Annotated in this window: 25 protein-coding genes; 12 read left to right on the top strand and 13 right to left on the bottom strand. The window is 70.6% G+C overall.

Annotated features, from left to right (window positions below; all coding sequences use genetic code 11):
• Positions 1-17 precede the first annotated feature (17 nt).
• The 9 genes from E4198_RS23270 to E4198_RS23315 all read left to right on the top strand — a co-directional run bounded on the left by E4198_RS23270 (position 18) and on the right by E4198_RS23315 (position 7888).
• Positions 18-938, top strand: a complete 921-nt coding sequence (locus E4198_RS23270; protein ID WP_210732887.1) for a sugar ABC transporter permease — start codon at positions 18-20, stop codon at positions 936-938.
• On the top strand, positions 935-1837 hold the full coding sequence (locus E4198_RS23275; RefSeq protein ID WP_136184879.1) for a carbohydrate ABC transporter permease: 903 nt from the start codon (positions 935-937) through the stop codon (positions 1835-1837). Before E4198_RS23270 ends, E4198_RS23275 begins: the two co-directional genes overlap by 4 nt.
• A complete protein-coding gene (locus E4198_RS23280; protein WP_247597810.1) occupies positions 1834-3870 on the top strand; it encodes a beta-galactosidase in 2037 nt (678 codons plus the stop codon). Before E4198_RS23275 ends, E4198_RS23280 begins: the two co-directional genes overlap by 4 nt.
• 32 nt (positions 3871-3902) lie before the next feature.
• Positions 3903-4460, top strand: a complete 558-nt coding sequence (locus tag E4198_RS23285) for a TetR/AcrR family transcriptional regulator (protein WP_136184880.1) — start codon at positions 3903-3905, stop codon at positions 4458-4460.
• Entirely contained in the window at positions 4457-5308 is an 852-nt protein-coding gene (locus tag E4198_RS23290; protein ID WP_136184881.1) for an oxidoreductase, read from the top strand. Before E4198_RS23285 ends, E4198_RS23290 begins: the two co-directional genes overlap by 4 nt.
• Before the next feature lie 42 nt (positions 5309-5350).
• Positions 5351-5725, top strand: a complete 375-nt coding sequence (locus E4198_RS23295) for a hypothetical protein (protein WP_136184882.1) — start codon at positions 5351-5353, stop codon at positions 5723-5725.
• A 233-nt stretch (positions 5726-5958) separates the two neighbouring features.
• Positions 5959-6510 (top strand): snapalysin family zinc-dependent metalloprotease, encoded by a 552-nt coding sequence (locus E4198_RS23300; protein ID WP_136184883.1) that lies wholly within the window; start codon positions 5959-5961, stop codon positions 6508-6510.
• Positions 6511-7076: 566 nt separating this feature from the next.
• Entirely contained in the window at positions 7077-7574 is a 498-nt protein-coding gene (locus E4198_RS23310; RefSeq protein WP_247597811.1) for a sigma-70 family RNA polymerase sigma factor, read from the top strand.
• A complete protein-coding gene (locus E4198_RS23315; RefSeq protein WP_247597812.1) occupies positions 7571-7888 on the top strand; it encodes a zf-HC2 domain-containing protein in 318 nt (105 codons plus the stop codon). The genes E4198_RS23310 and E4198_RS23315 overlap by 4 nt, the downstream gene beginning before the upstream one ends.
• A gap of 317 nt (positions 7889-8205) precedes the next feature.
• Here the strand turns inward: E4198_RS23315 and E4198_RS23320 are convergent, their stop codons facing one another.
• Entirely contained in the window at positions 8206-9570 is a 1365-nt protein-coding gene (locus E4198_RS23320; RefSeq protein WP_136184885.1) for an NAD(P)/FAD-dependent oxidoreductase, read from the bottom strand.
• A gap of 79 nt (positions 9571-9649) precedes the next feature.
• Complete coding sequence (locus E4198_RS23325; RefSeq protein WP_136184886.1) at positions 9650-9964, bottom strand: hypothetical protein; 315 nt, start codon at positions 9962-9964, stop codon at positions 9650-9652.
• Between E4198_RS23325 and E4198_RS23330 the strand changes: the two genes are divergently transcribed.
• Both E4198_RS23330 and E4198_RS23335 read left to right on the top strand, forming a co-directional pair.
• Positions 9963-10391, top strand: a complete 429-nt coding sequence (locus E4198_RS23330; RefSeq protein ID WP_247597813.1) for a hypothetical protein — start codon at positions 9963-9965, stop codon at positions 10389-10391. The genes E4198_RS23325 and E4198_RS23330 overlap by 2 nt on opposite strands.
• A gap of 63 nt (positions 10392-10454) precedes the next feature.
• A complete protein-coding gene (locus E4198_RS23335; protein WP_136184887.1) occupies positions 10455-10769 on the top strand; it encodes a DUF427 domain-containing protein in 315 nt (104 codons plus the stop codon).
• An 878-nt stretch (positions 10770-11647) separates the two neighbouring features.
• Here the strand turns inward: E4198_RS23335 and E4198_RS23345 are convergent.
• Positions 11648-12415, bottom strand: coding sequence for a class I SAM-dependent methyltransferase (locus E4198_RS23345; RefSeq protein WP_136184888.1), 768 nt, complete (start codon positions 12413-12415; stop codon positions 11648-11650).
• A gap of 342 nt (positions 12416-12757) precedes the next feature.
• On the opposite strand from E4198_RS23345, the gene E4198_RS23350 reads away from it, so the two are divergent.
• Positions 12758-14167, top strand: coding sequence for an FAD-dependent oxidoreductase (locus E4198_RS23350; protein ID WP_136184889.1), 1410 nt, complete (start codon positions 12758-12760; stop codon positions 14165-14167).
• 607 nt (positions 14168-14774) lie between these two features.
• Here E4198_RS23350 and E4198_RS23360 read toward each other — a convergent pair.
• From E4198_RS23360 to E4198_RS25105, 10 genes are all read right to left on the bottom strand, one after another.
• Positions 14775-16457: a radical SAM protein gene (locus tag E4198_RS23360; RefSeq protein ID WP_136184890.1), complete on the bottom strand. Its 1683-nt coding sequence runs from the start codon at positions 16455-16457 to the stop codon at positions 14775-14777.
• A gap of 41 nt (positions 16458-16498) precedes the next feature.
• Positions 16499-17080, bottom strand: coding sequence for an MFS transporter (locus E4198_RS23365; protein ID WP_247597814.1), 582 nt, complete (start codon positions 17078-17080; stop codon positions 16499-16501).
• Positions 17064-17930, bottom strand: coding sequence for an MFS transporter (locus E4198_RS23370; protein ID WP_136184892.1), 867 nt, complete (start codon positions 17928-17930; stop codon positions 17064-17066). Before E4198_RS23370 ends, E4198_RS23365 begins: the two co-directional genes overlap by 17 nt.
• Before the next feature lie 750 nt (positions 17931-18680).
• Positions 18681-19364 (bottom strand): TIGR04282 family arsenosugar biosynthesis glycosyltransferase, encoded by a 684-nt coding sequence (locus E4198_RS23380; RefSeq protein WP_168711493.1) that lies wholly within the window; start codon positions 19362-19364, stop codon positions 18681-18683.
• Complete coding sequence (locus tag E4198_RS23385) at positions 19361-20149, bottom strand: MTAP family purine nucleoside phosphorylase (RefSeq protein ID WP_136184893.1); 789 nt, start codon at positions 20147-20149, stop codon at positions 19361-19363. Before E4198_RS23385 ends, E4198_RS23380 begins: the two co-directional genes overlap by 4 nt.
• A gap of 26 nt (positions 20150-20175) precedes the next feature.
• The gene (locus E4198_RS23390; RefSeq protein ID WP_136184894.1) at positions 20176-21606 is read right to left on the bottom strand and encodes a radical SAM protein; all 1431 of its coding nucleotides are present in this window, start codon (positions 21604-21606) and stop codon (positions 20176-20178) included.
• Entirely contained in the window at positions 21606-22085 is a 480-nt protein-coding gene (locus E4198_RS23395; protein ID WP_136184895.1) for a MauE/DoxX family redox-associated membrane protein, read from the bottom strand. The genes E4198_RS23390 and E4198_RS23395 overlap by 1 nt, the downstream gene beginning before the upstream one ends.
• Before the next feature lie 474 nt (positions 22086-22559).
• Positions 22560-22691 (bottom strand): hypothetical protein, encoded by a 132-nt coding sequence (locus E4198_RS25745; RefSeq protein WP_281728000.1) that lies wholly within the window; start codon positions 22689-22691, stop codon positions 22560-22562.
• A gap of 21 nt (positions 22692-22712) precedes the next feature.
• Positions 22713-23666 carry an IS481 family transposase gene (locus tag E4198_RS23400; RefSeq protein WP_136184896.1) on the bottom strand — a complete coding sequence of 318 codons (954 nt, stop codon included), beginning with the start codon at positions 23664-23666 and terminating at the stop codon, positions 22713-22715.
• A gap of 119 nt (positions 23667-23785) precedes the next feature.
• Positions 23786-24061: a transposase gene (locus E4198_RS25105; RefSeq protein WP_168711494.1), complete on the bottom strand. Its 276-nt coding sequence runs from the start codon at positions 24059-24061 to the stop codon at positions 23786-23788.
• Positions 24062-24180 lie beyond the last annotated feature (119 nt).

The following is a 24180-nucleotide window of genomic DNA, read 5'->3' on the forward strand; positions in this document are numbered from 1 at the left end:
GGGTGAAAGGGCCCTCCGTGACATCCGCCGCCCCGCGACGAGCGGCGCCCGCGCCCACCGGACGCCGGCGCCGCTCCCTCGCCCCGCTGCTCTTCCTCGCCCCCTTCCTCGTTCCCTTCGTCCTCTTCACGCTGCTGCCCGTCGGCTACGCCTTCTGGCAGTCGCTCCACAGGACCGAGCGCGTCGGCGGCACGTTCGGCCGTACGACCACCGTCTTCGCCGGTTTCGAGCAGTACGCGGAGGTCCTCGGCAACGACGCCTTCCTGGCCTCGGTGGGCCGCGTACTGCTGTTCGGCATCGTGCAGATCCCCCTGATGCTCCTCCTCGCCCTCTCGCTGGCCCTGCTGCTCGATTCCGGTGTGGCGCGGCTGAAGAAGTTCTTCCGTGTCGTCTACTTCGTGCCCTACGGCATCCCTGGCGTCGTCGCCGCCCTGATGTGGGCCTTCCTCTACGACCCGCGGCTCTCGCCCGTCGTCGACGTGCTCCGCGACCTCGGTACCAGCCCCGACCTCCTCGCCCCCGGCGCCGTGCTGTGGTCCATCGGCAACGTCGTCACCTGGACCTACACCGGCTACAACATGCTGATCATCTACTCCGCCCTGCAGGCCGTGCCGCAGGACGTCCTGGAGGCCGCACGGGCGGACGGCGCCGGCGGCTGGACCGTCGCCCTGCGCATCAAGGTGCCCATCGTCCGACCGGCGCTGATCCTCACCGCGGTGTTCTCCATCATCGGCACGCTCCAGCTCTTCACCGAGCCGCAGGTCTTCCGTGCCATATCCACCAGCGTCACCAGCACCTACACCCCGAACCTCGCCGCCTATTCGCTGGCCGCCGCCGACAACTACAGCGAGGCGGCCGCCATGTCGGTCGTCCTGGCACTGGCCACGTTCGTGCTGTCCTTCGGCTTCCTCAAGTTCACCGGCAGGAGGGGCGCATGAGTTTCCTGACACGCACCGCCGGCGCCCACCCGCCCGGCACCTCGCCGCGCGTACAGCGCGCCCGGGACCGCCGGTCGACGGTCCTCGCCGTCGCCTTCATGGTCGTCGTCGCCTGCTACATGCTGCTGCCCGTCTACTGGCTGCTGGTCTCCGCCACCAAGAGCCAGCCGGACCTGATCGGCACCCCGGGCCTGCTGCCCGCGGACTGGCACCTCACGGCGAACCTGACCGCGCTGTTCAACCAGGACGGCGGCGTGTACGGCCGCTGGCTGCTCAACAGCCTCCTGTACGCCGGAGCGGGCGCAGCCCTCGGCACCCTTCTCGCCGCGATGGCGGGCTACGCGCTCGCCAAGTACCGCTTCCGCGGCCGCGAGGCCGTCTTCTCCGTCGTCCTCGGCGGCGTCCTGGTGCCCGCCACCGCCCTGGCGCTCCCGCTGTTCCTGCTCTTCTCCGAGGCCGGCGCCACCGACACGTACTGGTCGGTCTTCCTCCCCAGCATCGTCAGCCCATTCGGCGTCTACCTGTCGCGCATCTTCGCCGCCGCGTCCGTTCCCGACGAGGTGATCGAGGCCGCACGCATCGACGGCGCGGGGGAGGGACGCATCTTCTTCGCCGTGGCGCTCCGCATGATGGCGCCCGCCCTGGTGACGGTCTTCCTCTTCCAGTTCGTGGTCATCTGGAACAACTTCCTGCTGCCGTTGATCATGCTGCAGGATGAACGGCTCTACCCGGTCACCCTCGGCCTGTTCACCTGGCAGTCCCAGATCAGCCGCCTCCCCGAGCTCCAGACGCTGACCATCGCCGGATCGCTGGTCTCCGTCCTCCCCATCGTGGTGACGTTCCTGCTGTTGCAGCGCTACTGGCGGGCCGGACTCGCCGCCGGGGCGGTGAAGTCGTGACCGCTTCCGTGCCCGGCGCCCACCCCCTCCACGCCGTCGGCGAGCGGCTCGGCGGCCTCGCCTACGGCGGCGACTACAACCCCGAGCAGTGGCCCGAGGAGGTCTGGCCCGAGGACGCCCGCCTCATGCGGGAGGCGGGCGTCAACCTGGTCACCGTCGGTGTCTTCGCCTGGTCGCACATCGAACCGCGCCCCGGCGTGTGGGACTGGGACCGGCTCGACCGCGTCCTGGACCTCCTCCACGGACACGGTGTCGCCGTCGACCTCGCCACTCCGACGGCGGCCCCGCCGCCGTGGTTCGCCCGCGCCCACCCCGGCGCGCTCCCCGTCACCGCGGACGGCCGCCGCCTCTGGCACGGCTCCCGCCAGGCCTTCTGCCCCAGCCACCCGGCGTACGCCGCGGCGGCCGACCGCGTCGTCACCGCGCTCGCCGAGCGCTACGCCGACCACCCCGCGCTCGCCCTCTGGCACGTCCACAACGAATGGGGCAACCACAACGCCCTGTGCTACTGCGACACCAGCGCCGCCGCCTTCCGGGACTGGCTCCGCCGGCGCTACGGCACCCTCGACGGCCTCAACCACGCCTGGGGCACCGACTTCTGGAGCCAGCGCTACGGCGACTGGGAGGAGATCGTCCCGCCCCGCGGCACCACCGCGTTCGGCAACCCCACCCAGGAACTCGACTTCCGGCGCTTCTCCTCGGACGCCCTGCTCCACCGGCACCGTGCGGAGACCGCCCTGCTGCGCGCGCACAGCCCCGGCACGCCGGTCACCACCAACCTCATGGGCACCCTGGAGAAGAAGGTCGACGGCTTCGCCTTCGCCGAGGCCTGCGACCTCGTCGCAGTCGACCACTACCTCACCGCCGCCGACCCGGACGCCCATGTCGGACTCGCTCTCAACGCCGACCTGGCCCGCGGCATGGCGGACGGCCACCCCTGGCTGCTGATGGAGCACTCCACATCCGCCGTCAACTGGCAGCCCGTCAACATCGCCAAGCAGCCGGGGGAGATGCGGCGCAACACCCTGGCCCACCTCGCCCGGGGAGCGGACGGCGCCCTCTTCTTCCAGTGGCGCCAGTCACGGACCGGGGCGGAGAAGTGGCACTCCGCGATGCTCCCGCACGGCGGCACCGGCACCCGTGTCTGGCGCGAGGTCGCCGCGCTCGGCCGCGACCTGCGGAAGCTCGCCGAGGTGCGCGGCTCGCGGACGGTGGCCGACGTCGCGGTGCTCTTCGACTGGCACGCCTGGTGGGCCCTGGAACTGCCGGCCCGGCCCTCGTCGCACCTGCGCTACCCCGATCTCGTGCACGACTGGTACGCCGCCGTGTGGTCCCTGGGCATCACCTGCGACCTGGTCCCGCCGTCCGCTCCGCTGGAGGGCTACCGGGCCGTCCTGGCACCGGGCCTCTACCTGCTCGCCGACGACGACGCGAAGCGGCTGCACGCCTACGTCCAGGGCGGCGGACACGCCGCGTTCGGCTTTTTCAGCGGAGCCGTCGACGCCGACGACCGCATTCACCCCGGCAGCCACCCAGGGGCGCTGCGCGACCTGCTCGGGCTGGCCGTGGACGAGTACCTTCCACTGCACCCCGGCCGGTTCCTGAGCCTGGACGACGGCTCCCGCGCCACCACCTGGGCCGAGCGCATCGAGCCCCGGGGCGCGGAGGTCCACCGCAGCTTCGCGCACACGCCCGAGGGCGGCCCTGCACCCGGACAGCCTGCCGTCACCCGCCACACCCGCGGCTCCGGGACCGCGTGGTACGTGGCCACCCGCCTGACCCCTGAGCCGCTGCGTCAGACCCTCGGCCACCTGCTGCGTCACGCCGGGGTCCGTCCGGCGGCCCCTGTGCCGCCGGGAGTCGAGGCCGTGCGCCGTGTCTCCGGCGACCGCTCCTACCTCTTCCTCCTCAACCACACACCGTCGGAGGCGAGCATCGCCGTGCGCGGCAGGGACCTCCTCACCGGCGAGTACCACGATCCGCTGTGCCTCGCGGCGGGCGACGTCGCCGTGCTTCTCGAAGACCGCACCTAGACATACTGACACTCTCTGCGTAGAGTGTCAGTATGTCACCCCGACTCGACCTCGTACTGGACGCGGCGCTCGCCGCGTTCCTCCGCTACGGAGTGAAGCGCACGGCGATGGAGGACATCGCCCGTGAGGCGGGCATGTCCCGTTCCTCGCTGTACCAGTACGTCCGAAGCAAGGAGGACGCGTTCGCCCGTGTACGGGAGCGCATGTTCGCGCGCGCCGTCGACCAGGCGGCGGCCGCCTCCGGCGCGCACGACGGGCCGGTGGAGCAGACCGTCGCCGTGCTCGCCGTCAAGCTGCGTCTCGTCGCCTCCGTCCACCGGGACTCGCCGCACGCGCGGGAGATCCTCGCCGAGCACGACCGTTCCACCGCCCCCGGGCAGGACGCTCTGCTTGCGGGACTCGCCGGAATCCTCACCGGCGTGCTCGCGCCGCTGGCCTCGGCCTCGCCCCTGAGTGCGCAGGAGCTCGCCGAGGTGCTGCTGGCGCTGACCCGCGGCCTGGAACACGACCTCGACCACCCGGACCGGGCGGAGCGGCTCCTCAACGAGACCGTCCGCCTCCTGCTCGCCCCGCTTGAGGAGACCGCATGAGCGACCCCCACGGACCCGTGCTGATCACCGGCGCGGCCGGCGGCATCGGCGCCTCCACCGCAGCACGTCTGGCCGCCGGCGGCATGACCGTCTACGCCACGGCACGCCGCCCCGAGGCCCTGGGTGCACTCGAGGACGCGGGCTGCCGCACGCTGCGACTCGACGTGACCGACGAAGAGTCGTTGCGGACGGCGGTGCGGGAGATCACCGCCGAGCACGGCGGCCTGGGTGCCCTGGTGAACAACGCGGGCTACGGCGCGTACGGCGCGGTCGAGGAGGTGTCGCCGGATCAGCTGCGGGCACAGTTTGAGACCAACGTCTTCGGGCTGGTCCGCCTGACCCAGCTCGTCCTGCCCCACATGCGCGAGGCGGGGCGGGGGCGGATCGTGAACATCTCCTCCATGGGCGGCCGCCTGGTCTTCCCGCTCGGCGGCGCCTACCACGCCAGCAAGTACGCGGTGGAGGCCTTCTCCGACGCGCTCCGGCACGAGGTGACGCCCTTCGGCATATCCGTCTCCCTCGTCGAACCGGGCCTGATCCGCACCGGCTTCGGTGCGACCGCGGGCGACACCCTGGCCGCCGCCACCTCCCCGCGCAGCCCGTACCGGCCGCTCGCCGACGCCGTCGAGCACCGGATGACCCGCACCTACGGCTCCACGCTGGCCGCGGGCCCCGAACCGGTCGCCCGCGCGGTGCACCGCGCGCTGACCGCCCGGCGCCCCCGCCACCGCTACGTCGTCACGCCCGCCGCCCGGGTCCTGATCCACACCCGCCGCCTGCTGGGCAGCCGGGCGTGGGACGCCTACCTGCGCCGCCAGTTCCGCACACCCGGGACCACCGCTCGGTAGCGGCGACCGCGGCGCGTACGGCGCTGCGCGTATCGTCCGTCCATGAGCGCGGCATCACCTCGCGTCCTGGCCATCGGACTCGATCCGCGCCGGGTCCCCGGGCCGTGGGACCCCGAGTCGGTGGTCAGGGCGATCGAGGCGGGACTGCCCGAGTTCGCCACACACGGCGTGGGCGCGGAGACCTGCCTCATCGGCCTCGACGGGAGCGACGACGTGGAAGCGGTCGTCGGGGACGCGCTGCGAGCCCGTAGGTGGGAGTGCGTCACGGCCGGCGGTGGCCTGCGGCACTCGGACGAGCGCGTCGAACTTCTCGAGCTGGTGATCCACCTGATCCGGCGGCGCGCATCCGACGCCGCCATCGCCTTCAACAGCAGCCCGTCCACCCTCTACGAGGCCGCCGCCCGCTGGTTCGCGTGACGTCGGGGCCGACCCTGCCCGCCGTACCCGCAGGGACACCAGACCCGAGTCTGACGGCTGATCAACTCCTCTGCCCCGCAAGCCGTATGGGGCCGACGGGTCGCCCGTGCTGACGGCCCTCCGGCCGGTTCGCGCTCTCGCGGTGCGTAGCCGGCCCGCGCTATAAAGGCATGTACATGCCTAGGGTCGTCGGCCTTCGGCTCTGGGCCCCTACCCCCACGAGGAGGCCGTACATGTCGTTCGGCACAGCAGTGCGCGCATGTTCCGCCGCGGTCCTGATGGTGGGCACCCTGCTGGGTGGCCAGGCCGTCGCCGCTCCCGCGCAGAACGAGTTCGCCGCCACCACCGTCACCTACGATGTCAGCGCCGCCGCCGAATTCGTCGACGCCGTCCACCAGGGCGCCGCCAACTGGAACGAGAGCGTCGACAACGTCGAGCTCGTGGCCGCTCAGCCCGGCGGTCCGGCCAACATCGAGGTCATCGCCGACAACGGCTGGCCGCGCGCCATCACCACCAGCCTCGGCAACGGCATCGTCTACATGGGCCGCCAGGCAACGGCCGAGGGACACCTTCCCGTCCGCATCGCCGCGCACGAGTTCGGCCACATCCTTGGCCTCCCGGACATCAAGCCCGGCCCGTGCTCCAGCCTGATGTCTGGTTCCACCGGCGGTGCGGGCTGCACCAACGCCCACCCGAACGCCGCGGAGGCCGCCCAGGTCGAGGCGAACTTCGGTGGCTTCCTGTCCCCGGAGCCGTACGACGAGCCGTTGGTCTTCCAGGACTGACGGCAGTCCACACCACGCGTCAACGGCCCGTGCGGGAACCCCCGTGCGGGCCGCGGGGTCCCGGAAGCCCGCTTTCGGATGGGGATCTCAAGAAGGCGGAAGCGGAAGAGCTCTGGGATGCGCTGAATCCAAGAGACATCTCATCGGAGAAAAGTTCGAACCGGCCCACTGTCGCGGAAGGAACCACACCGCTTCGCGACCGTCGCGGCGGCGGACACGTACCCGCAGTCGACCAGGCCGGACAGGTGGACCGATCCCATCGACTGAGAGATCGCTGCGTGGACACATTCGGCTGAGGTGCGCCCGCCGCCGAGGATCGCGGCGCGCCGGAACCGCCGGGTGGCCAGCTCGAGGGTCTGCCTGTCGGCACGCGCATGGCCGTAGTGCCTGACCACGGGGCGCCTATCACCGCGGTGTGCTTTCACCCACGTCACCGGCAAGGACGGAAAGGGAATGTGGGCCGGGGCCGCGGGGGTTTCCGTGCTGTGGAACAGAGAGCCGCACGTCCGGACCCGTACGCGGACCAGGAGCGCCAGCGGGCCTTCGCCCGGTATGTCCTGCCGGAGGTGGAGGTCCTGCTGCGGGTGGCGATGACCTTGACGGCACAACAGGCCGATGCCGAGGATCTGGTGCAGGAAACACTGCTGCGGGCCTACAAGTCGGTCGAGCGTTTCGACGGCCGGCACCCGCGGGCGTGGCTACTCACGATCATGCGGCGGGCCGAGATCAACCGGCACCGCAGACGACGGCCTCATCTGCTGGATGATCCGGACGCCGATCTGGACCGCCTGGCCGAGGCCCCGTCGGGGCCGGAGGAGACGCCCGAGCAGGTGGTGGTCGGCGAGGTCTTCGACGAGGTCGTTGAGGCCGCGTTTGCCGCTCTGCCGCTCAAACACCAGCAGGTCGTACGTCTGGTGGACATCGACGGCCTGAGCTATGAGGAGGCCGCGCAGTTGCTGGACGTGCCGGAAGGCACCGTGATGAGCCGGCTGCACCGGGCACGCAAGCGGATAAGGGTGCGCCTGGCGGGCGCCGGTCTGGCTCCGAAGCGAGGTATGCGATGAACCCCCGGTTGTGGCAATGGCGTGATCCCGCGCAGAGCCGGATGAACTGCCTGCAGGTCACCCGGGTCCTCCAGGCTTACCTGGACGGCGAAGCCGACGAGGTCACCGCCCGCCGGGTGGCACGCCATCTGGAGGACTGCCGCCGGTGCGGACTGGAGGCGGCCACCTACCACGAGATCAAGAGGGCGCTGGCCCGCCGGGGAACCCCGGACGAAGAGGCGCTCGAACGCCTGCGCGGATTCGGTGCCTCGCTGCTGCGCGATGGGCAGAAGCCGGGTGAGGGAGGGGGGGCACCCCGAGCAGCCGAAGGCTGACGCCCCTCCCCCTCCGCCCGCTGAACTGGTGCCCGCAACCGGTCGGGCGGAGGGAGCGCCGTGACGAGTTGGCTCGACGGCCTGCCTCCTACGGCGATCCCGGCGGCCGTGGGTGCGCTCATCCTGCTCGGCGTGGCCGTGTGTGGGCCACGGCACGCCGCTGCGATCCACGCAGCGGGGACGACGTCCGCCCGCTCAAGACGGACCCGGACGCCGGCGCTGACGGAGGAGGAGTAGGAGGATGGTGCTGCGGCGGCTCAGTGACCGGGAGCGACACCGCGTGCCGGCTGAGGCGTCCCACGAATGGGGCCTTCGGCTCAGCCGTTGGGCATGGCGTTGAGGGCGTCTTCCACCGCGCGGTGGAAGGTGGGGTAGGCGTACATCATGTGCCGCAGGCCGTCGACCGGGACCTCGGCCTGTACGGCGACGGCGAGGCCGTAGAGGACCTCGCCTCCGGCGGGCCCCACGGAGGTGGCGCCGACCAGGACGCCACGGTCGGCGTCCTCAACGAGTTTGATCAAGCCCTCGTTGCCCGCCTTGTGGATCCAGCCCCGCGCGGAGGACGGCAGCTGCGCGACGCCGACCCGCACGCGCAGGCCCTGTTCCCGGGCCTGATGTTCGGTCAGGCCCACGGAGCCGACTTCGGGGTCGGTGAAGGTGGCCCGGGGCAGGGCGCGGTAGTCGGCGTCCGGGCCCCCTTCGCCGAGGATGTCGCGCGCTGCGATCTCTCCTTGATACATCGCCACGTGGGTGAACAGTCCGCGTCCGGTGAGGTCGCCCACGCCCCACACCCCGGGTGCGGCCCGCAGCCGACCGTCGACGTCAAGGGCGCGGGCATCGGGGTCGAGGCCCACGGTCTCCAGGCCGAGGCCCGTCAGCCGCGGGCGCCGGCCGGTGGCCACCAGCAGGCGCTGACCGCTCACCTCCTCACCGTCCTCGAGGGAGAGGTGGAAGGCGGCGCCGGAATGGCGTGCCCCGGTGGCCGTCGCCCCGGTCCGAACCGTGACTCCCTCCGCACGCAGCACGTCGGCGAGCAGGTCACCGACCTCGGGTTCCTCCGTGGGAGCCAGTCGCTGCACGGCTTCGAGGAGGGTGACCCTGGTGCCGAAGCGAGCGAAGATCTGGGCGAGCTCGAGACCGACGGCGCCGCCGCCCAGGACGAGCAGCGACGCGGGCGGTTCTTTGACCGATACCGCGTCGCGGTTGGTCCAGAAGGGCACGTCCGCCAGGCCGGGAACCGGCGGGACCTGCGGGGCGCTACCGGTGGCGAGCACCACCCCGCGCCGGGCTGCGAACTCCTGTCCGTCGACCTCTACCCGGCCGGGGCCGGTCAGCCGTCCGTGCCCCCGCACGAAGGTTCCGCCCTTGTCGGTGAACCGATCGACGGCGATCTGGTCGTCCCAGTCGGTGGTCGCTTCGTCGCGGATGCGTGCCGCGACCGGGCCGAAGTCCGGCGCGACGGTGGCCTGTCCGGCCATGCCGGGAACGCGGCGGGTCTCGGCGAGCAGGTTTCCGCCTCGGATCATCATCTTGCTGGGGATGCACGCCCAGTACGGGCACTCACCGCCGAGGAGCTCCGCCTCCACGGCGACGACGTCCAGCCCCGCGTCGGTCAGCCGCCCGGCGACGTGTTCGCCGCCCACTCCCATGCCGATCACCACCACATCGGTGTCCTGTGCCATCGCGCCACTCCTTCTCGCTCATCATGGGTATTCCGCACGCGTACCCCGGACCCTGGTTTCGCCCCCGCGGCGAACGGGTTCACACCAGGGCGGCGCAGACCAGGGCGACCACTACGCCGTAGAGCAGGTGGCCGACCAGCAGGTCCACCGGCGTGCCTTTGCCCGTACCCGCCGCCCATGAAGCCCAGTGCGTCCAGCCGGAAACCCCCGCCGGTCCCGCTCGTTCCCGGGGGACCGCGTCCACTACGGGCATCGCCATCACGCCCACCGCGAGACCGTGGACGAGCCCGATCACCTGTCCCGCAAGCCAGGTGGCCGGGTCGGTCCGGTGGAAGCGTGCCGCGTGAAGCAGCCCGAACACGACGGTGCCCATGACCACGAGGTGGACGACCATGCCCATCACCATCACCCCCGTCATGGCCACGGTCCCGCCAGACCTGAGGACGGGCAAGCGCCGCAGTCCCGTGGAATGTGCCGCGCTCATGACGGGTTCCGGATGTATGAAGGCAACGAGCTTGCGGCGATCGCGGCAGAACTGGGCCGAGTGCCAGGAGGTGCTGCGCCATCTGCGGCTGCGTGGCCTCGTTGAACCCTACGTCGACGATCAGCTGGCCGGCACACGCGGCGCCCGATTCGTCGCGCACCTGGCACGGTGCTGGACATGCAGTGAGCAGGCCGAAACGCTGCGCCTGATCAAGCACTCCCTGCGGAACGGCCCCCAGCGCGGCCCCGTCCACCTGGCCGAAGTCCGGCTGCGCCGCTTCGCCGACCGCCTCACCGCCACACCGACCACGGCCAGGAGCGATCGCCCCCGCCCCTGACCGTGCCCGAAGGTCCGCGCTTCGCGGACCGCCCAACCCCCGATGGACGAGGAGCTTCGTGCCATGATGCGCGCGATCTGGAACGGCGCAGTGATCGCCGAGACACCCCGCACCAAAGTGATCGAAGGAAGCCACTACTTCCCCCCGGAATCACTGCACCGCGAGTACTTCAGTGACAGCCCCACCCGGTCCCTGTGCCCATGGAAGGGCGTCGCCCGCTACTACACCGTCAGCACCGGCGGCCAACCGAACCCCGACGCGGCCTGGTACTACCCGCACCCGTCACCCTTCGCCCGCCGGATCAAGAACCATGTGGCGTTCTGGAACGGAGTGACCGTCGAAGGTACACGGGAGAAGAAGCCGGCCAAGAAGTGGTGACGCCGACCGGCAAGCCCTCCGGCCCGCTCAGAAGGTGAGGAGATGACCTGGTAGCCCCCGGACACCAGGCCGCGCATGCTCGGGTGCCCCTCGCACCCGTCGAGCAGGTGGACCTGCGCGCTCGTCACACCGCACTCGGCCTCGAACACCCTGGCGCAGTAGCCGCAGGCGCCCGCGACCACGTCCGGCACCGCTTTAGTACACGTTGTGTGCGAGATGCTCGGGCCTGGCGAGCGTCCCCGGCCACCTGGTTCCAGCGGCGTCGGAGATGACCCGGACTCCATCTCCGGACTCCTTGAACTCCTTTGCCGACGTGCCAAGGCCACTGCCCCGGACCGGCCGCTCCACTCCCGTCGCCGCTGGGCAGGGTCGCCAAGCAGCGGCAGCCTGCCCGCCGGTAGGTGGCCCGCACCACACGGCGAGTCCCGGCGGGCACGTCGACAACACTGCTCGGAACGACGGCACCGAAGCGGAATACATCCGTCCGCCCACTGGGTTCCCCGGCGACAACCGCACGACCACGCTCCAGAAGGAGAGTCGCATGCCCCGGATTCCCGTGCACACCGTCGACACCGCCCCCGCGCCACAGAGGCTTTCGCACACGTCGCCGTGAACCTCTACACCAACTACTTCAACCACTACGTCCGCACCGACCTCGACGTCCCCGCCGCGCCGCCGCTCGAAAGCTGACGCCCAGGCGTCCTCCCGGACGCCGCCGGCTCGATCGCACACAGTGTGCTGCCGGTCCAAGGCCCAGACCAGTCCACCGAGTTGCTGCCCGCGTGCACTGTGACGCGGGCAGCGGTCGCCTTCGGACGTCCCGGTGGCAGGGGAGGGTTACAGCTCGGTGGCTCACCTGCTCCCGTCTTCCGCCGTGTTCAGGTTGGCCGAGGGGCGGCGAGCTCGGCGACGACTCGGCGCAGGGGCAGTTGCAGTCGTCGTCCCGGGCGCGCCCAGCCAGCGAGAGAACGCTGGGCGGCCTCCGTCCGATCGGGCGTGACGTGCGGCAGGTAGAGGGCGTCGATCAGGAGGGCCGCGGCGTGATGTGATTCGATGCGGAGGGCGAAGATCCGACGTTCGTCGGAGCGGACGCGGAAGCCCGACTCACTCAGCAGTGCGGAGAGTCCGTCGCGGGCCTGCGGATTGGGCCACGGCTGGTGCGGCGTCCGCAGGGGGAGCATCACCCGGCCCCAGCCGAGCAACCCGGTGAGGGACAGGCCCGACTGGGCGGGGACCAGTGCAGCCAGCGTGCCGCCTGGCTGTAGAACACGTCGGATTTCTTCCAGGACACGCGACAGCGGGGTGAGGACGGGCAGACACATCGCCGCACTGACGACTCCGATGCTTCCGGAGGCGATGGGCAGGGCGTCGGCGGAGGCGCGCAGCAGCGGCCCGCGCTGCCGCATGGCGGCTTCGGCGAGTTCTTCCTCGGACGAGTCGACGCCGATCCAGTCGGTGTCCGGCAGCAGTGGGCGGGTGGGCGCCGTACCGCAGGCGAGGTCGAGTACCGTTCCCTGCGCCGGCAGAAGAGATTCGGCCAGCCACGCGTGCGGGTCGGAGTCGGCCTGCTGGAACAACCGTTCGGTGATGCCCGGCCGGGCGCCGTGGTAGGCGGCGATGTAGCGCCGCCATTGCTGCTCGTCCATCGCGGTCTTCCCCTTTCTCTGCTGACCTTCGGTGTCTGCACGGTTCCGGCGGGCGACCGCGGGGGTGTGAACAGGGGGCAACCCGAGGGGAGGGCTCTCCGTGCGGGCGAAGCCCCGACGGTCGTCTCCCACCGAGTCGCCAGGGCCGAAACCCGCATCGACGGATGCGGCATTCCCCGTGACGCGCTGAGGGTGTGGAGCCCGGCAGGTTCAGTGACGGGCGCTCTTCGCCCGAAGCCTGTTGGATGGAAGGCGGAGGCCGTGAACGGGGGTTCCCCGTGCGTACCGATCGGGTCGCACGTGTCGGCGTCCCGAACCCTGGACCGGAGGATTGCCCGCATCATGAGCGCATACGACCTGGTGGTTATCGGCGCCGGCAGCGCCGGACTGACGGCGGCACGTACCGCCGGACGATTCGGTGCGCGCACCCTCCTGGTGGAGCGGGACCGGCTGGGCGGTGACTGCCTGTGGACGGGGTGTGTGCCCAGTAAGGCGCTGCTGCATGCGGCGGCGGAGGTGCAGGCCGGCCGCCGCGTCGGCGCTTATGGGTTCCCGGCCGTCTCCGGGGCCGCCGACCTCCGGGCGACCATGATCCACGTGAGGCAGGCGATCGCGGCGATCGAACCGCACGATTCGCCCGAGGCACTCCGCCCGTTCGGTGTGGAAGTCGCCCATGGTCCGGCCGAGTTCACGGGGCCGCGTACCCTCGCTGTGGGTGACCGGCGGGTCTCCTTCCGATACGCGGTGATCGCCACCGGCTCGTCCCCGGCCCTGGTGCCGATCCCCGGCCTGGCCGAGGCCAATCCGCTGACCAGCGACACTGTATGGCAGCAGTCCGAACTGCCCGGACGGTTGGCGGTGCTGGGCGGTGGACCCATCGGGTGCGAACTGGGCCAGGCGTTCGCCCGGCTTGGTGCGAAGGTGACCCTGGTCGAAGCGATGGACCGGCTGCTGCCACGAGAGGAGCCCGGCGCTTCACGGGCCGTACGCGAGCGACTGGAGGAAGAGGGCGCCACCGTGCTGACGGGTTACCGGGCCGAAAAGGTGGACGATGGCGCCCTGTACGGGCCGGGTGGCCCGGTTCCCTTCGACGCCCTGCTCGCCGTCACCGGGCGCCGCGCCGACACCGCGGGACTCGGCGTAGAGGCGGCCGGCGTGGCACTGACCGACCGCGGCGACGTCCAGGTCGATACCCGACTGCGTACGAGCAACTCGCACATCTATGCGGCCGGGGACGTCACCGGCCGGTCCGCCTTCACCCACTTGGGCGGGGTGCAAGGCGGGGCCGCCGCCACGGATGCGCTGCTCGGCGTGCGGCGCCGGATCGATGACGACGCGGTGCCCGCGGTCACCTATACGGACCCTGAGATCGCCCGGGTCGGGCCGACCGCCGACGAGGCACGCGCCCGGCGGGGCGAGAAGGTGCGAGTCGTCTCCTTGGAACACGACAGGGTCGACCGCGCAGTCGTCGACGGCCGTACGGAGGGCTTCACCACCCTGGTGCTCAGCCCGCGTGGGAAGATCGTCGGCGCGACGGTCGTGGCGCCACGGGCCGGGGAGACCATCGCGCACCTGGCGACGGCGGTACGGCTCGGCTGGACGCCCTCGCAGTACGCCAGGACTGTCCACCCGTACCCCACGTACGCCGATGGCCCCTGGCACGCCGCGCTGACCGACGTCTACGCGCGGCTTGCGCGCCGGCAGGGAACCATCGGCGCCCTACTGGCCCTGCGGAGGAAGCTCCGGCGCTGACCCCCGGCTGGCACACGCGTTGTCCGGCTGTCTACGCAGTAGGTCCTGGACGGTCGGAGTGGAGGAACCGCTGCCGTCGCCCGGGTTTCCCGTGCAGGACTCCGAGAAGGACCGGGACGGTGCGTCGTGGAACAGCAGTCTCGCGCGAGCAGGGGCCGGACCGGCGGCAGGTGCTCAGGGCGCCGGAGTGATCGGGGGCCTGGCGGTGCTGGCAGGGGGAGGCGCGGTCTACGGCCTGGGTGCCCTGCTCGGCGGCACAGGAGACGGTGCTGTGCGGTTCACGCGAGTACCTCGGTGTCCGGGCCTGTCGGTGGCTCTGCGCCGGAGGGGACGGGTGGGCCTGCGGCCTTGAGGTGGTGCGCCGTCCGGCGGGAGACGTTGAGGTCCCACGGGCTGAACAGGCGCACGTGGCCCCAGGACCGTACGTGCCGCGCGCCACGGAGGACCCGGCTTCGTAGATGGTGAACGGCAGGCCGGGTGCTGGCACAGGCGAGTGCGGCGTCGAGGCCGACCGGACCGGCGCCGAGGACCGCGACGTGCGGTGTATCGCTCACGGTGTGCCCTTCTGCAGAGGAGGTGGGCGTGAGGGGCGGGTGGTGCGGAAGGGTCATACGGCGCAGTGCACGGGGCGGGGGAGACTGCCGTCGGTGAGGCGGGCGGCGAAGAAGCGTTCGGTCACCAGTTGTTTGCCGCGTTCCAGTGGGGTTCCGGCGGCGGCCAGGTGCAGGTCGGGGCTGGTGTCCAGGTCGGCGCCGGCGGGGTGCCAGTGCAGTCCGTCGGCGGTGACGGTGAGTTCGGGGATGCTGGTGTCCTCGCTGATTTCCTCACCGTGGTCGGAGAAGCCGCGGCGTAGCAGCGGGCGTACGGCGAATCGGTCGGCCGGTAGCCCGAGTCCGTTCAGGAGCTCGGCGACAGCGGGGATCTCGGCCGTGTTCTCCGGTGTTTCGGTGAGGGCGACACGTGGCGGCAGTCCGAGGTCGATGAGGTGGCGAATGCCTTCCATGGTGCGCTGCCAGGACCCGGCTCCTCGGTGGAGGTCGTGGGTGGCCGCCGTGGCGCCGTCCAGGGAGGTCTGGAGGGTGAGCTTGCGTCCGGCGAGGTGGGTGAGACCCTCGGCCCGGCGCCCGCGCAGCAGCATGGCGTTGGTCATGACGACGGTGGGCACCTGGGCAGCGGCGTGGTCGAGGAGTTCGAGGATGTCGGGGTGGAGGAAGGGCTCGCCGCCGGTGAGGTAGAGCTCGGTGAATCCTGCGGCGACTGCCTCGTCGACCAGGGCGTGGAAGGTGTCAGTGGGTAGGCTGCGCGGTACTGCTCGGGGTGAGGAGGCGACGGCGCAGTAGTCGCAGGCGAGGTTGCAGTGGAAGTTGGTGTAGAGCCACAGCCGGGTCGGAAAGTACGGGCTGCCGAACAGGGGGATGACGGGTCGCTCGTCTGCCCTGTCCTGCGGGGCAGAGCTCGTGGGGCCCCAGCCGTCGTCCGTGGGCTGGAATCCGTTCGGGAGCGTGCTGCGGTAGAGGTGGAAACGGCCCCGCGAGCGTTCGGCGGGCGGAAGGATCTCCAGACACGTGGTCCACCATCCGGTCTCGATGGTCTCGGCGAAGATGCCGGGCAGCCCCGCTTCGCGCATCGAGCGGGCCTGGGCGCGCCAGTCGTAGGCGAGCGGGACGAGTTCGGCCCGGGCCTGCCCGGCGCCGAGGTCGAGGATCGCGTACCAGACCTCGCGGCGACCGTCGTTCGCAGGCTTGCCGACGACGCCGACGTTGACCACGAGGGCGTCGCCGATGCGGCGCTGCCACGGCATCCCGCTGTGCGTGCACAGCACCACGTCCGCGCCACTGGCCTCGGTGCGCTGCCGGTGCTGGTCCTCGGGCAGGGACTCCCACCAGAAGTCGTTGAGCGCCAGGGTGGAGCCGTGCACCATGTGCACGTCGGTGCCGTCGAGGGTCTCCCGGTGCTCGGTGGGCAGCGTGCCCATCCAGGCCGCGAAGTCACGGCCGGTGGTGGCGAGGGTGTGGTCGTAGACGAGCTGGGCGTACTCGTTGTCCTTCGGGTCGCGGTAGCCGCAGCCGCAGTCGGTGTCGCCACGGGCGAGGGCCCGGTCGTAGTTCCCGGCGATGCACTCCACGCCGTGGTCGGTGAGGATCGGCCACAGGGCGTCGACCTCGGCGCCGAATCCTCCGAGGTCGCCCAGGCAGTACAGCCGTTCGGCGCCACGGGTACGGGCGTCGTCGACGAATGCCTGCAGGGCGTACGGGTTGCCGTAGGGGCCGCCGCATACTGCGATCCGCATGAATGGTTCTCCAAGAGGGTGCGGGAGTTCGGTTCACTGGCTCATGTAGGGGTGGCGGTCAGCGATTCCAGAGGACGAGTGGCGGCTTCGACACCGCCGCGCAGCGCGAAGACGCCGATCGCAGCGACTCCGGCCAACCAGCAGGCGACCACCAGCAGGTAGGAGGCGGTGGCGCCGATCCGGGTAGCCAGGTCCGGCAGCAGGAGGGTGCCGACGATGGCGCCCACGCGGCCGACGGCTACGGAGAAGCCGACACCGGCGCCGCGCAGATGGGTGGGGAAGAGTTCCGTGAAGGTCGGGTAGGCGGTGGTCCAAGCGGCGGTGGCGAAGCCGTTGGCGGCGACGAAGGCGAGCGTCACCCACAGTGCACTCCCGCTCGCGGTGGCCCAGGCGAGAAGGCCGACACCGGCTGCGGCGAGTGTGTAGGAGACCGCCACCGTCCGGTGGCGGCCGAGCCGGTCGAAGACCAGGGACATCGCCAGGCCGCCGACGAGCGCGCCGACGTTGCCGACGATGAAGAAGAACGGCACTTGGGCGTGGCCGATATGCACTTCCTCGAGGACGACCACAGACAGCAGCGCGAAGATGCCGTAGTAGCCGAAGGCTTCAGCCAGGTCGAGCACCGAACCGAGGGCAAGCCGGCCACGGTGGTGGCGCAGCAGCTCCGCAAGTGCCCGCCGAGCGCCGGGAGACGCGGGCAGCGGGGGCGTGCTCCGCATCTCCCCTTCTGCCGGGGTTCGGTCCTCCCGGGGCCAGTCCGGAACGCGCCTCCATGCGGGCGACGATCGTCTCTGCCTCCTCGTACCTGCCCTGTGAGGCCAGCCAGCGGGGTGACTCGGGGATACGGCGACGGAAGACGAGGACGACCAGTGCTGTCAGCCCGCCGATCACGAACAAATAGCGCCAGGCGACCGCGTCGTTCAGCGCGAGCGCGTCGAGCAGGAGGTAGGCGAGCAACCCGGCGAGGATCGCGCCGGCAGACCAGAAGTTCATCACCACGGCCCCCGCCTTGCCGCGTACGCGGCAAGGCATCAGCTCCGCGATCGCCGTGTTGACGACGGCGTACTCGGCGCCTACACCGAGCGCGGCCAGGAACCGGAAGCCGTAGACGAAGTCCAGTGTGGGGCTGAACCCGGTCAGCGCGGTGAATCCCGCGTACCAGAGGAGCGTGAGGACGAACATCCTGCGCCGCCCGAACCGGTCGGCGAGGTGACCTCCGGCCAGGGCTCCGAGCAGAATGCCGGTGAGCCAGACCGCCAGGACTGCGTTCTGCTGGAAGACGGAGGCGTTGAAGTGTTCGCCGAGCGGGCCCACCGCGCTCCCGAACAGCTGGACTTCGAAGGAGTCGAAGAGCCAGCCGGCGCCAAGTGCCGTGAGGATGGTGGTATGCAGGCCGTTCCACGGCAGGCGGTCCAGGCGTGCAGCGAGTTCCGTTGGCGCGGGGGAGTGTGCGGAAGCTTCGTCGACGGTCATGGTTGAGAAACCCCCGAGGGCCGGTCGACTTCCGATTGCGCCGCGGGAGCCGGGGTGGGCCGGCCGCGTACCGGTTGCAGATGCGTTCGGGGTCGACTCCGGCGAAGTAGAGCAGTTTCAGGTACTGCATGAAGGCGATCATGCGCCAGGTGCCATGATGCAGGAGGCGGCGAGCGGAGGCGGTCGAGGTGGCAGGCAACACGCACAGACGCCCGCGCCGGTGCAGCCGTCGGGAGATCTCCAGGTCTTCCATGAGCGGTAGGGGAGGGAAGCCGCCCAGTTCCTCGAAGACGGTGCGGCGGACGAACATCGCCTGGTCGCCGAAGATGTGGTGCAGGCGGCGGGCCCGAGCGTTGGAGGTCCGGGCCAGATAGTTCAGTGCCGTCGTGCGGTGGTCGAAGCGGAGCGTGAGACCGCCGCCCACGACCCGGGGATCGGTGAGGCAGACGCGGATCTGCCGCAGTGCGTCCGGGTCCACCACGGTGTCGGCGTGTACGAACCACAGCACATCTCCACTGCTTACCTTGGCGCCGGCATTCATCTGGGCGGCTCGTCCGCGCGGGGCCTGCACCACGCTCGCCCAGGGGCGGGCCAGTTCTGTCGTGCCGTCCTCGCTGCCGCCGTCCACGACGATCAGTTCGCAGTCAGGGAAGTGCCGGCGCAGCCGCCGCAGCGTGGGCTCGATGGTCGCCGCCTCGTTGAGTACCGGGACCACGAGGGACACGCTCAGCTTCCCGGCGGAGGACCGGTTCACGGTCGCTCCGCGGGCCGGAGCATGGCGGCAACACGGGTGGGGAACTCACCGTCGGCCCCGGTGGAGAAGGCGTCGAGGTGTGCGGCGGCGTCCTCGGGTGTGTCGAGGTCCCGTAGTTCGGGTAGCGCAGCGATGGTCAGCCCCTCGTCCTCGGCGAGGGCGCGAGTGGCGGCGAAGACCCGGTCCCCGCCCCACAGGTCCGGTTCCAGAGCGAAGAGCCCCGTCTGTGGACGGTTCATGCCGATGAGGTAGTAGCCGCCGTCGCGTGCCGGGCCCAGGACGACGTCGCGGCTTTCCAGGGCCTGCAGTGCGGTGGTGAGATGACCGGCGGTCAGGGTGGGTGCGTCTGTGCCCATGACCAGCAGGGGCCCGGCGCCGGAAGCGAACACGTCCTCGACTGCGGCTGCGAGTCGCAGTCCCAGGGCTCCTGTGCGCTGCGGCCGTAGTTCGACGTTCGCAGGCACCAGCGCGGCCAGCGCGTTGCGCGCGTCGGCCGGGGCGTGGGCCAGGTGGCTGCGGAGCCCGTGTCCGGTGGTCAACGCGAGCGTGTGGCGAATTAGCTCGGCCTGGAGAGCGGCACACCCCTCCGGGCCAAGCAGCGGATGGAGCCTGGTCTTGACTGTACCCGGCTGCGGCGCCTTCGCCATCACCAGAGCCGACGGAACACCGGTCGCCGTCATGAGCCGAAGCGGTAGACGAATCCGGCGGGCGTGACCGTCTCCAGCGCAGGGAGGGCCTGCTCGGCGAGCGTCGCGAAGATCTCGGTGCTCGCAGCCATGCGCGCCAGCAGCGTCTCCACGGGTTCGGGTTCCGGCGCCACACCGTTCGCGTAGTCGGTGACATAGCCGACGAGTGCCATCGGCAGTTCCGCCTCACCGGCCAGTACGACCTCCGGGCCCGCGGTCTGGCTCACCGCCGTCACGCCCGCCTGGGCCAGGGCACGGATCTCGCTGCGGCTGTTGAACCGGGGCCCGTCCACATGCCCGTACGTGCCCCCGTCCAGGACCGGGGCGCTGGTGTGCGTCGCTGCCGCGGTCAGCTCCTGGCGCAGCGGCTCGCTGAACGGCCGGTCGAAGATCCAGTGGCCCCGGCCCGCTGCGCCGGGTGCGTCGTACCAGGTACACGTGCTGCCGTCGGGCAGCCGGTTGGCGGGGAAGTGCAGGTCATCGAAGACGATCAGTGATCCGGGCTGAGCGGCCGGGTCCGTGCCTCCGCAGACGGTGAAGGACACCAGGGCGTCCACCTTGCAGGCGAGCAGAGCGGCGAGGTTCGCCTTGTGCCGCACCTGGTGGGACAGCTGGTGGTGCCCGGTGCCGTGGCGGGACAGGTACACCACTTCGGTGTCCTTGAGGTGGCCTTCGGCCACGGTGACGGTGCCGTGGTTCGTGGTCACCGTCCGCTCGGTCCGGTCGGACTCGTGTGGCCAGGTGTAGCTTCCGGAACCGGTGATGACTCCTATGCGCATGTGCTCTCCTGCCGTTGTTCGAGTGGTCACTGCGGGTGGGGTGGATCGACTGGTGCGCGGTTCGGCGTGCGGACCTCGACGAGCGGGAGGAGCGTGCGCAGTTCCGCGTTCTCGGCCAGGTCCAGCACGGCGTGTTGCACGCAGGCGGGCACCAGCGTGCCGTCTTCCGGGTGAGCCATGGCGTAATGGCAGGCGGTCAGCCGTTCCTGTGTCTCGCGCAGCCTGGGGTCGTCCGCCTGCTCGCCTCGCCGCATCATCTCCCATGCCGGCGCGACGTCTTCGGCGTCCATGAACTGGTGCATGACGAAGGTGACCGGCCGGACGCGGAGGCGGTTCCGCAGCAGTCGCCCCACGCCCACGCGGCGCACAGTACGGCCGAGCCAGCGCACCGCGAGGGGCACCGCGGCCGGGTGCCGGGCCACGGCCCTGGCCAGACGGACAGCGAGGACAGCGGGCGGGGTGCCGGTGAAGACCGTGTTGCCGAAGTAGCGGAAAAAGGCGTCGCGCACCACGAGGTCCCGCCGGTCGCCGCCGTCGAGGACGGGATACCAGCGCCTGCCCACGTAGAAGCCGTAGGCGGTACGGTTGCAGCGCACGTCTCCGTTCTCGAACACACGGTAGTCCAATGGGGTGCCGGCGCCGCGTTCGATCTCGGCCCACACCGCGTCCGGCGTGGCCTCACGGTAGGACTCCTTCCAGCGCCGTTCGTCGCCGAGGAAGGCGGCGGGCTGGAAGGAGAACATGCCGTAGCCCATGGCGTGGCAGTCCCGGATCACGTCGGCGACCTCCTCCAGGTTCCCCGGGGTGACCGTCATGTTGTGCGCCAGGAAAAACCGCACCCCGTGCTCCCTTCGCAGCCGGACGAACATGTCGGTGAACCGCCTGCGGTAGAGGTTCAGCGCCTGCTCGCTCTCCGGCCGTTCGATGCCCCGCCGTCCGTACATGAATTGGTCGAAGTGCGCGGCGAAAGACAGCCGGTGGACGCGCCGCCTGCCGTCCGGACCGAGTGCCAGGGCTGTGAGGTACTCCTCGTCGAAGTCGCCGTGGGTGAAACTCATCGGCTCCCGGCCGTGCTCGCGCATCACCTCCAGGGCCGCGGCATGGTCGTCGGGCGGCAACAGGCTGACCTCGCCGCCGATGAGCTGGGCGTGCGCCCGGGGCCCGCGCAACCTGCGCAGCAGCGCCATCTGCGCTCTCACCTGCTCCAGGGTGTGCGGGCCGTCCACCCGCACCCTGTTGGCGTCCCGCGAGTGGTAGCACGGGGTGCACTTCAGGTTGCACTTCGGGAAGACCCCATGGGTCCCCTCACAGCCGACCGCCTTCCGCCCCAGCACCTGCCCCGGCGTTTTCGCCACCTCGGGGAGCTCCGCCCACCGGCGCTCGAGGACGTCGGCAAGCTCGGGATCGGTCGGGCGCGTGGCACGTTCCAGGGCCCGCAACGTGGTCAGTATCCCCATCAGATGCTCTCTCTCCTTCCTGTACGCAGGGACGGTCGTTGGCGCCGTCCCTCCGATGCCGATTTCTGGACGTTCGCCTGGTGCCGACGAGCTCCGCGTAGCAGCATCGCTGCGTACAGCAGCATCAGCGCGTCCTCCACCAGTACAAACCACCGCAGCGGCTGGGACAGGTACACGCCGAAGCAGCCACAGTTGTCGAGTTCCAGTCCGCGTGCGAACGCCTGCACCGCCAGCGCCGCCCACAACACGGACACGCCGGTGTAGATCCACACCGGCGTGAGAGCCCTGGACCGCGGCCGGACCAGGAACCAGACACCGCCCGCTGACTCGGCCGCGACGAGAGCCACCGCCAACACGGTCGACGCTGCCCCACCTGTCACGCCGTAGCTGCTGAGGATGTCCGGCATCGCACCGAAGGAGAACAGCTGGCCGAGAGCCATCGCCACCAGAAGTACGCCCAGAACCAGCCGGAGAATCACCGCCCTGCACCTCCAGGACGGCGCATGATCCCGACTGCGGCACCGGCGGCGATCCCAACAACCCGGCCACGCCCTGTCACCGTCGGGTCGTCCACATTCATCAGCCCGTATCCTCACCCGTCGCCGAGCCGACGGACGTGCTCCACCGGCGTTGCCACGAGGAGGAACCCGTTGGAGCCGCCACGGCCTTCCCTCCTGGCTACACCAGTCCCGTCAGCGGGTCACCGAGACCCGCCGTGTCGGGGAAGGACCCGACACTGGACCGGGCTCCCGCTTGAAAACTGGGTCGACGTCGGAATTCCATGCCAGCTGGTGGGTAACCAGCTACGTCCCCGTCCGGGCGATCTGGAGGATTGGCTCGACGCTCAAGCGTGATGACACAGATCCCCATTCTCCAGACGTTGGATTGGCGCGTTCTCGGTTCGTGTCGAATCGTCCATGGATTGAGAGCTCGTAACAGGATCATGAGCGTGACTACTTGAGGCGCCTCCAGCAGATGGGGCCGCAGGCGAGGGAGACGAGGGCGTCGTGGAGTTCGAGGCGTCGTTCCCATCGAACGGCCAGGCGCTTGAGCTGGTGAAGCAGGACGAAGGTCTGCTCCACCACGTAGCGGAGCTTGCCGAGGCCCTAGATGTGTTGTTCGGTGAGGTTGGTGACGCGGCTGGCTGGCACGTTGCCGCTGATGCCGGTGTGGGGTCGGTGGTAGTTGTACCAGTCGAGCCAGTGGGGGAAGGCGGCTTGGCGTTCGGCTTCTGAGGTGTAGGGCTGGTGGTAGGCCCATTCTTCCAGCAGGGTGCGGTGGAAGCGTTCGACCTTTCCGTTGGTCTGGGGTCGCCAGGGCCGCGTCCAGCGGGGGCTGATGCCCAGGTCACGGCAGGTGTCGCGCCAGGTGTTCTTGGTGTAGGACCAGGCGTTGTCGGTCAGCACCCGCTCAACGGTGATGCCCCGCGCTGCGAACCAGGCCGTAGCGCGGGTGAGGAAGCCGGCGCAGGTGTTGGCCCTCTCATCGGGCAGGTCCTCGGTGTAGGCGAGTCGTGTGTGGTCGTCCAGCGCCGTGTGCAGGAAGGCGTAGCCGGTCTGGGTGCGGTTCTTGCGTCCGGCTGCCCGGCCCAGGACCTTGTGGCCGCCGCCGTCGGGGATACGGCCGAGTTTCTTGACATCGATGTGGATCAGTTCACCGGGTCGCTCGTGTTCGTAGCGGCGTATCGGCTCGCCGGTGGCGCGGTCCAGCGTCGCGAGTGCGGGCATGTGGTGGCGGTGCAGGATGCGGTGGCAGGTGGAAGGCGCCAGGCCCGTGCGGACGGCCAGTCGCAGAGGGCCGATGCGGTGCTCGCGCCGCAGTTGCAGCACGCGGTTCTCCAGCTCGGGAACGGTCTGCCGTGGGCAGTGGTGGGGGCGGCTGGAGCGGTCACACATTCCGGCTTCGCCGTGCCGGCGGTAGCGGCCTGCCCAGCGGGCGGCGGTGGTGTGAGCGACCTGGAACCGCTCGGCTGCCCGCCGCAGCGGCCACCCGTCGTCCACGACACAACGGGCCAGACGCAGGCGACCGGTCGGAGTCAACGGGGCGTTACGGTGGGACACGAGGGCCTCCTGGCGTTCGGCGTAGATGTCGCAATCCACACCGGAACCAGAAGGCCCTCACCTCATGCAAGGACCACAAGCAGCGTGTCGCCTGTCACCAACGTGCCGGGACAACACACCTAGATGTTGGGCGAGCCCTTGCGGGAGATCACGGGCTGGATCCGTCGTTCGCGCAGGTCACGGCGGTTCGGGTTGGAGTCGTCGCCCTTGTCGCCGAGGAGGGCTGCGGGGTGTTCGCGTGGGCGGCCGGGCTTGCCGGCCACAGGCGGGACGCCGTCGGCCAGAGCGAGCGTCTGGGTGACGTCGTTGACGTTCGAGGCCGTGGTGATCACCCGCAGGGGTGTTCCGTCGCAGATCAGGTGCTGCCAGCTGACGTCGTTGAACAGCGCATACAAGACGGTCGGCGCCGGAGCGACGCTGCGAAGGACTGGCCGTGAGCACCGCGGGCCGGCTCGGCCCACCGAAGGTGCTCTGAGAAGAGCGAGCGGCCGTTGGTCACGTGATCGGTCAACCA

Origin of the sequence: Streptomyces sp. RKND-216 (assembly GCF_004795255.1) — a bacterium.
Lineage (GTDB): Bacteria > Actinomycetota > Actinomycetes > Streptomycetales > Streptomycetaceae > Streptomyces > Streptomyces hazeniae.

What these genes read in the sequence shown, in the direction of transcription:
- E4198_RS23325 (WP_136184886.1), bottom strand. Translation starts at nt 9,964, where the DNA reads ATGGTCGTCCACCTCGTGGTCATGGGCACCGTCGTGTTCGGGCTGCTT.
- E4198_RS23320 (WP_136184885.1), bottom strand. Translation starts at nt 9,570, where the DNA reads ATGGCACAGGACACCGATGTGGTGGTGATCGGCATGGGAGTGGGCGGC.
- E4198_RS23350 (WP_136184889.1), top strand. Translation starts at nt 12,758, where the DNA reads ATGAGCGCATACGACCTGGTGGTTATCGGCGCCGGCAGCGCCGGACTG.
- E4198_RS23295 (WP_136184882.1), top strand. Translation starts at nt 5,351, where the DNA reads ATGAGCGCGGCATCACCTCGCGTCCTGGCCATCGGACTCGATCCGCGC.
- E4198_RS23345 (WP_136184888.1), bottom strand. Translation starts at nt 12,415, where the DNA reads ATGGACGAGCAGCAATGGCGGCGCTACATCGCCGCCTACCACGGCGCC.
- E4198_RS23290 (WP_136184881.1), top strand. Translation starts at nt 4,457, where the DNA reads ATGAGCGACCCCCACGGACCCGTGCTGATCACCGGCGCGGCCGGCGGC.
- E4198_RS23360 (WP_136184890.1), bottom strand. Translation starts at nt 16,457, where the DNA reads ATGCGGATCGCAGTATGCGGCGGCCCCTACGGCAACCCGTACGCCCTG.
- E4198_RS23315 (WP_247597812.1), top strand. Translation starts at nt 7,571, where the DNA reads ATGAACCCCCGGTTGTGGCAATGGCGTGATCCCGCGCAGAGCCGGATG.
- E4198_RS23335 (WP_136184887.1), top strand. Translation starts at nt 10,455, where the DNA reads ATGATGCGCGCGATCTGGAACGGCGCAGTGATCGCCGAGACACCCCGC.
- E4198_RS23330 (WP_247597813.1), top strand. Translation starts at nt 9,963, where the DNA reads ATGCCCATCACCATCACCCCCGTCATGGCCACGGTCCCGCCAGACCTG.
- E4198_RS23300 (WP_136184883.1), top strand. Translation starts at nt 5,959, where the DNA reads ATGTCGTTCGGCACAGCAGTGCGCGCATGTTCCGCCGCGGTCCTGATG.
- E4198_RS23285 (WP_136184880.1), top strand. Translation starts at nt 3,903, where the DNA reads ATGTCACCCCGACTCGACCTCGTACTGGACGCGGCGCTCGCCGCGTTC.
- E4198_RS23385 (WP_136184893.1), bottom strand. Translation starts at nt 20,149, where the DNA reads ATGCGCATAGGAGTCATCACCGGTTCCGGAAGCTACACCTGGCCACAC.
- E4198_RS23390 (WP_136184894.1), bottom strand. Translation starts at nt 21,606, where the DNA reads ATGGGGATACTGACCACGTTGCGGGCCCTGGAACGTGCCACGCGCCCG.
- E4198_RS23380 (WP_168711493.1), bottom strand. Translation starts at nt 19,364, where the DNA reads ATGACGGCGACCGGTGTTCCGTCGGCTCTGGTGATGGCGAAGGCGCCG.
- E4198_RS23275 (WP_136184879.1), top strand. Translation starts at nt 935, where the DNA reads ATGAGTTTCCTGACACGCACCGCCGGCGCCCACCCGCCCGGCACCTCG.
- E4198_RS23370 (WP_136184892.1), bottom strand. Translation starts at nt 17,930, where the DNA reads ATGACCGTCGACGAAGCTTCCGCACACTCCCCCGCGCCAACGGAACTC.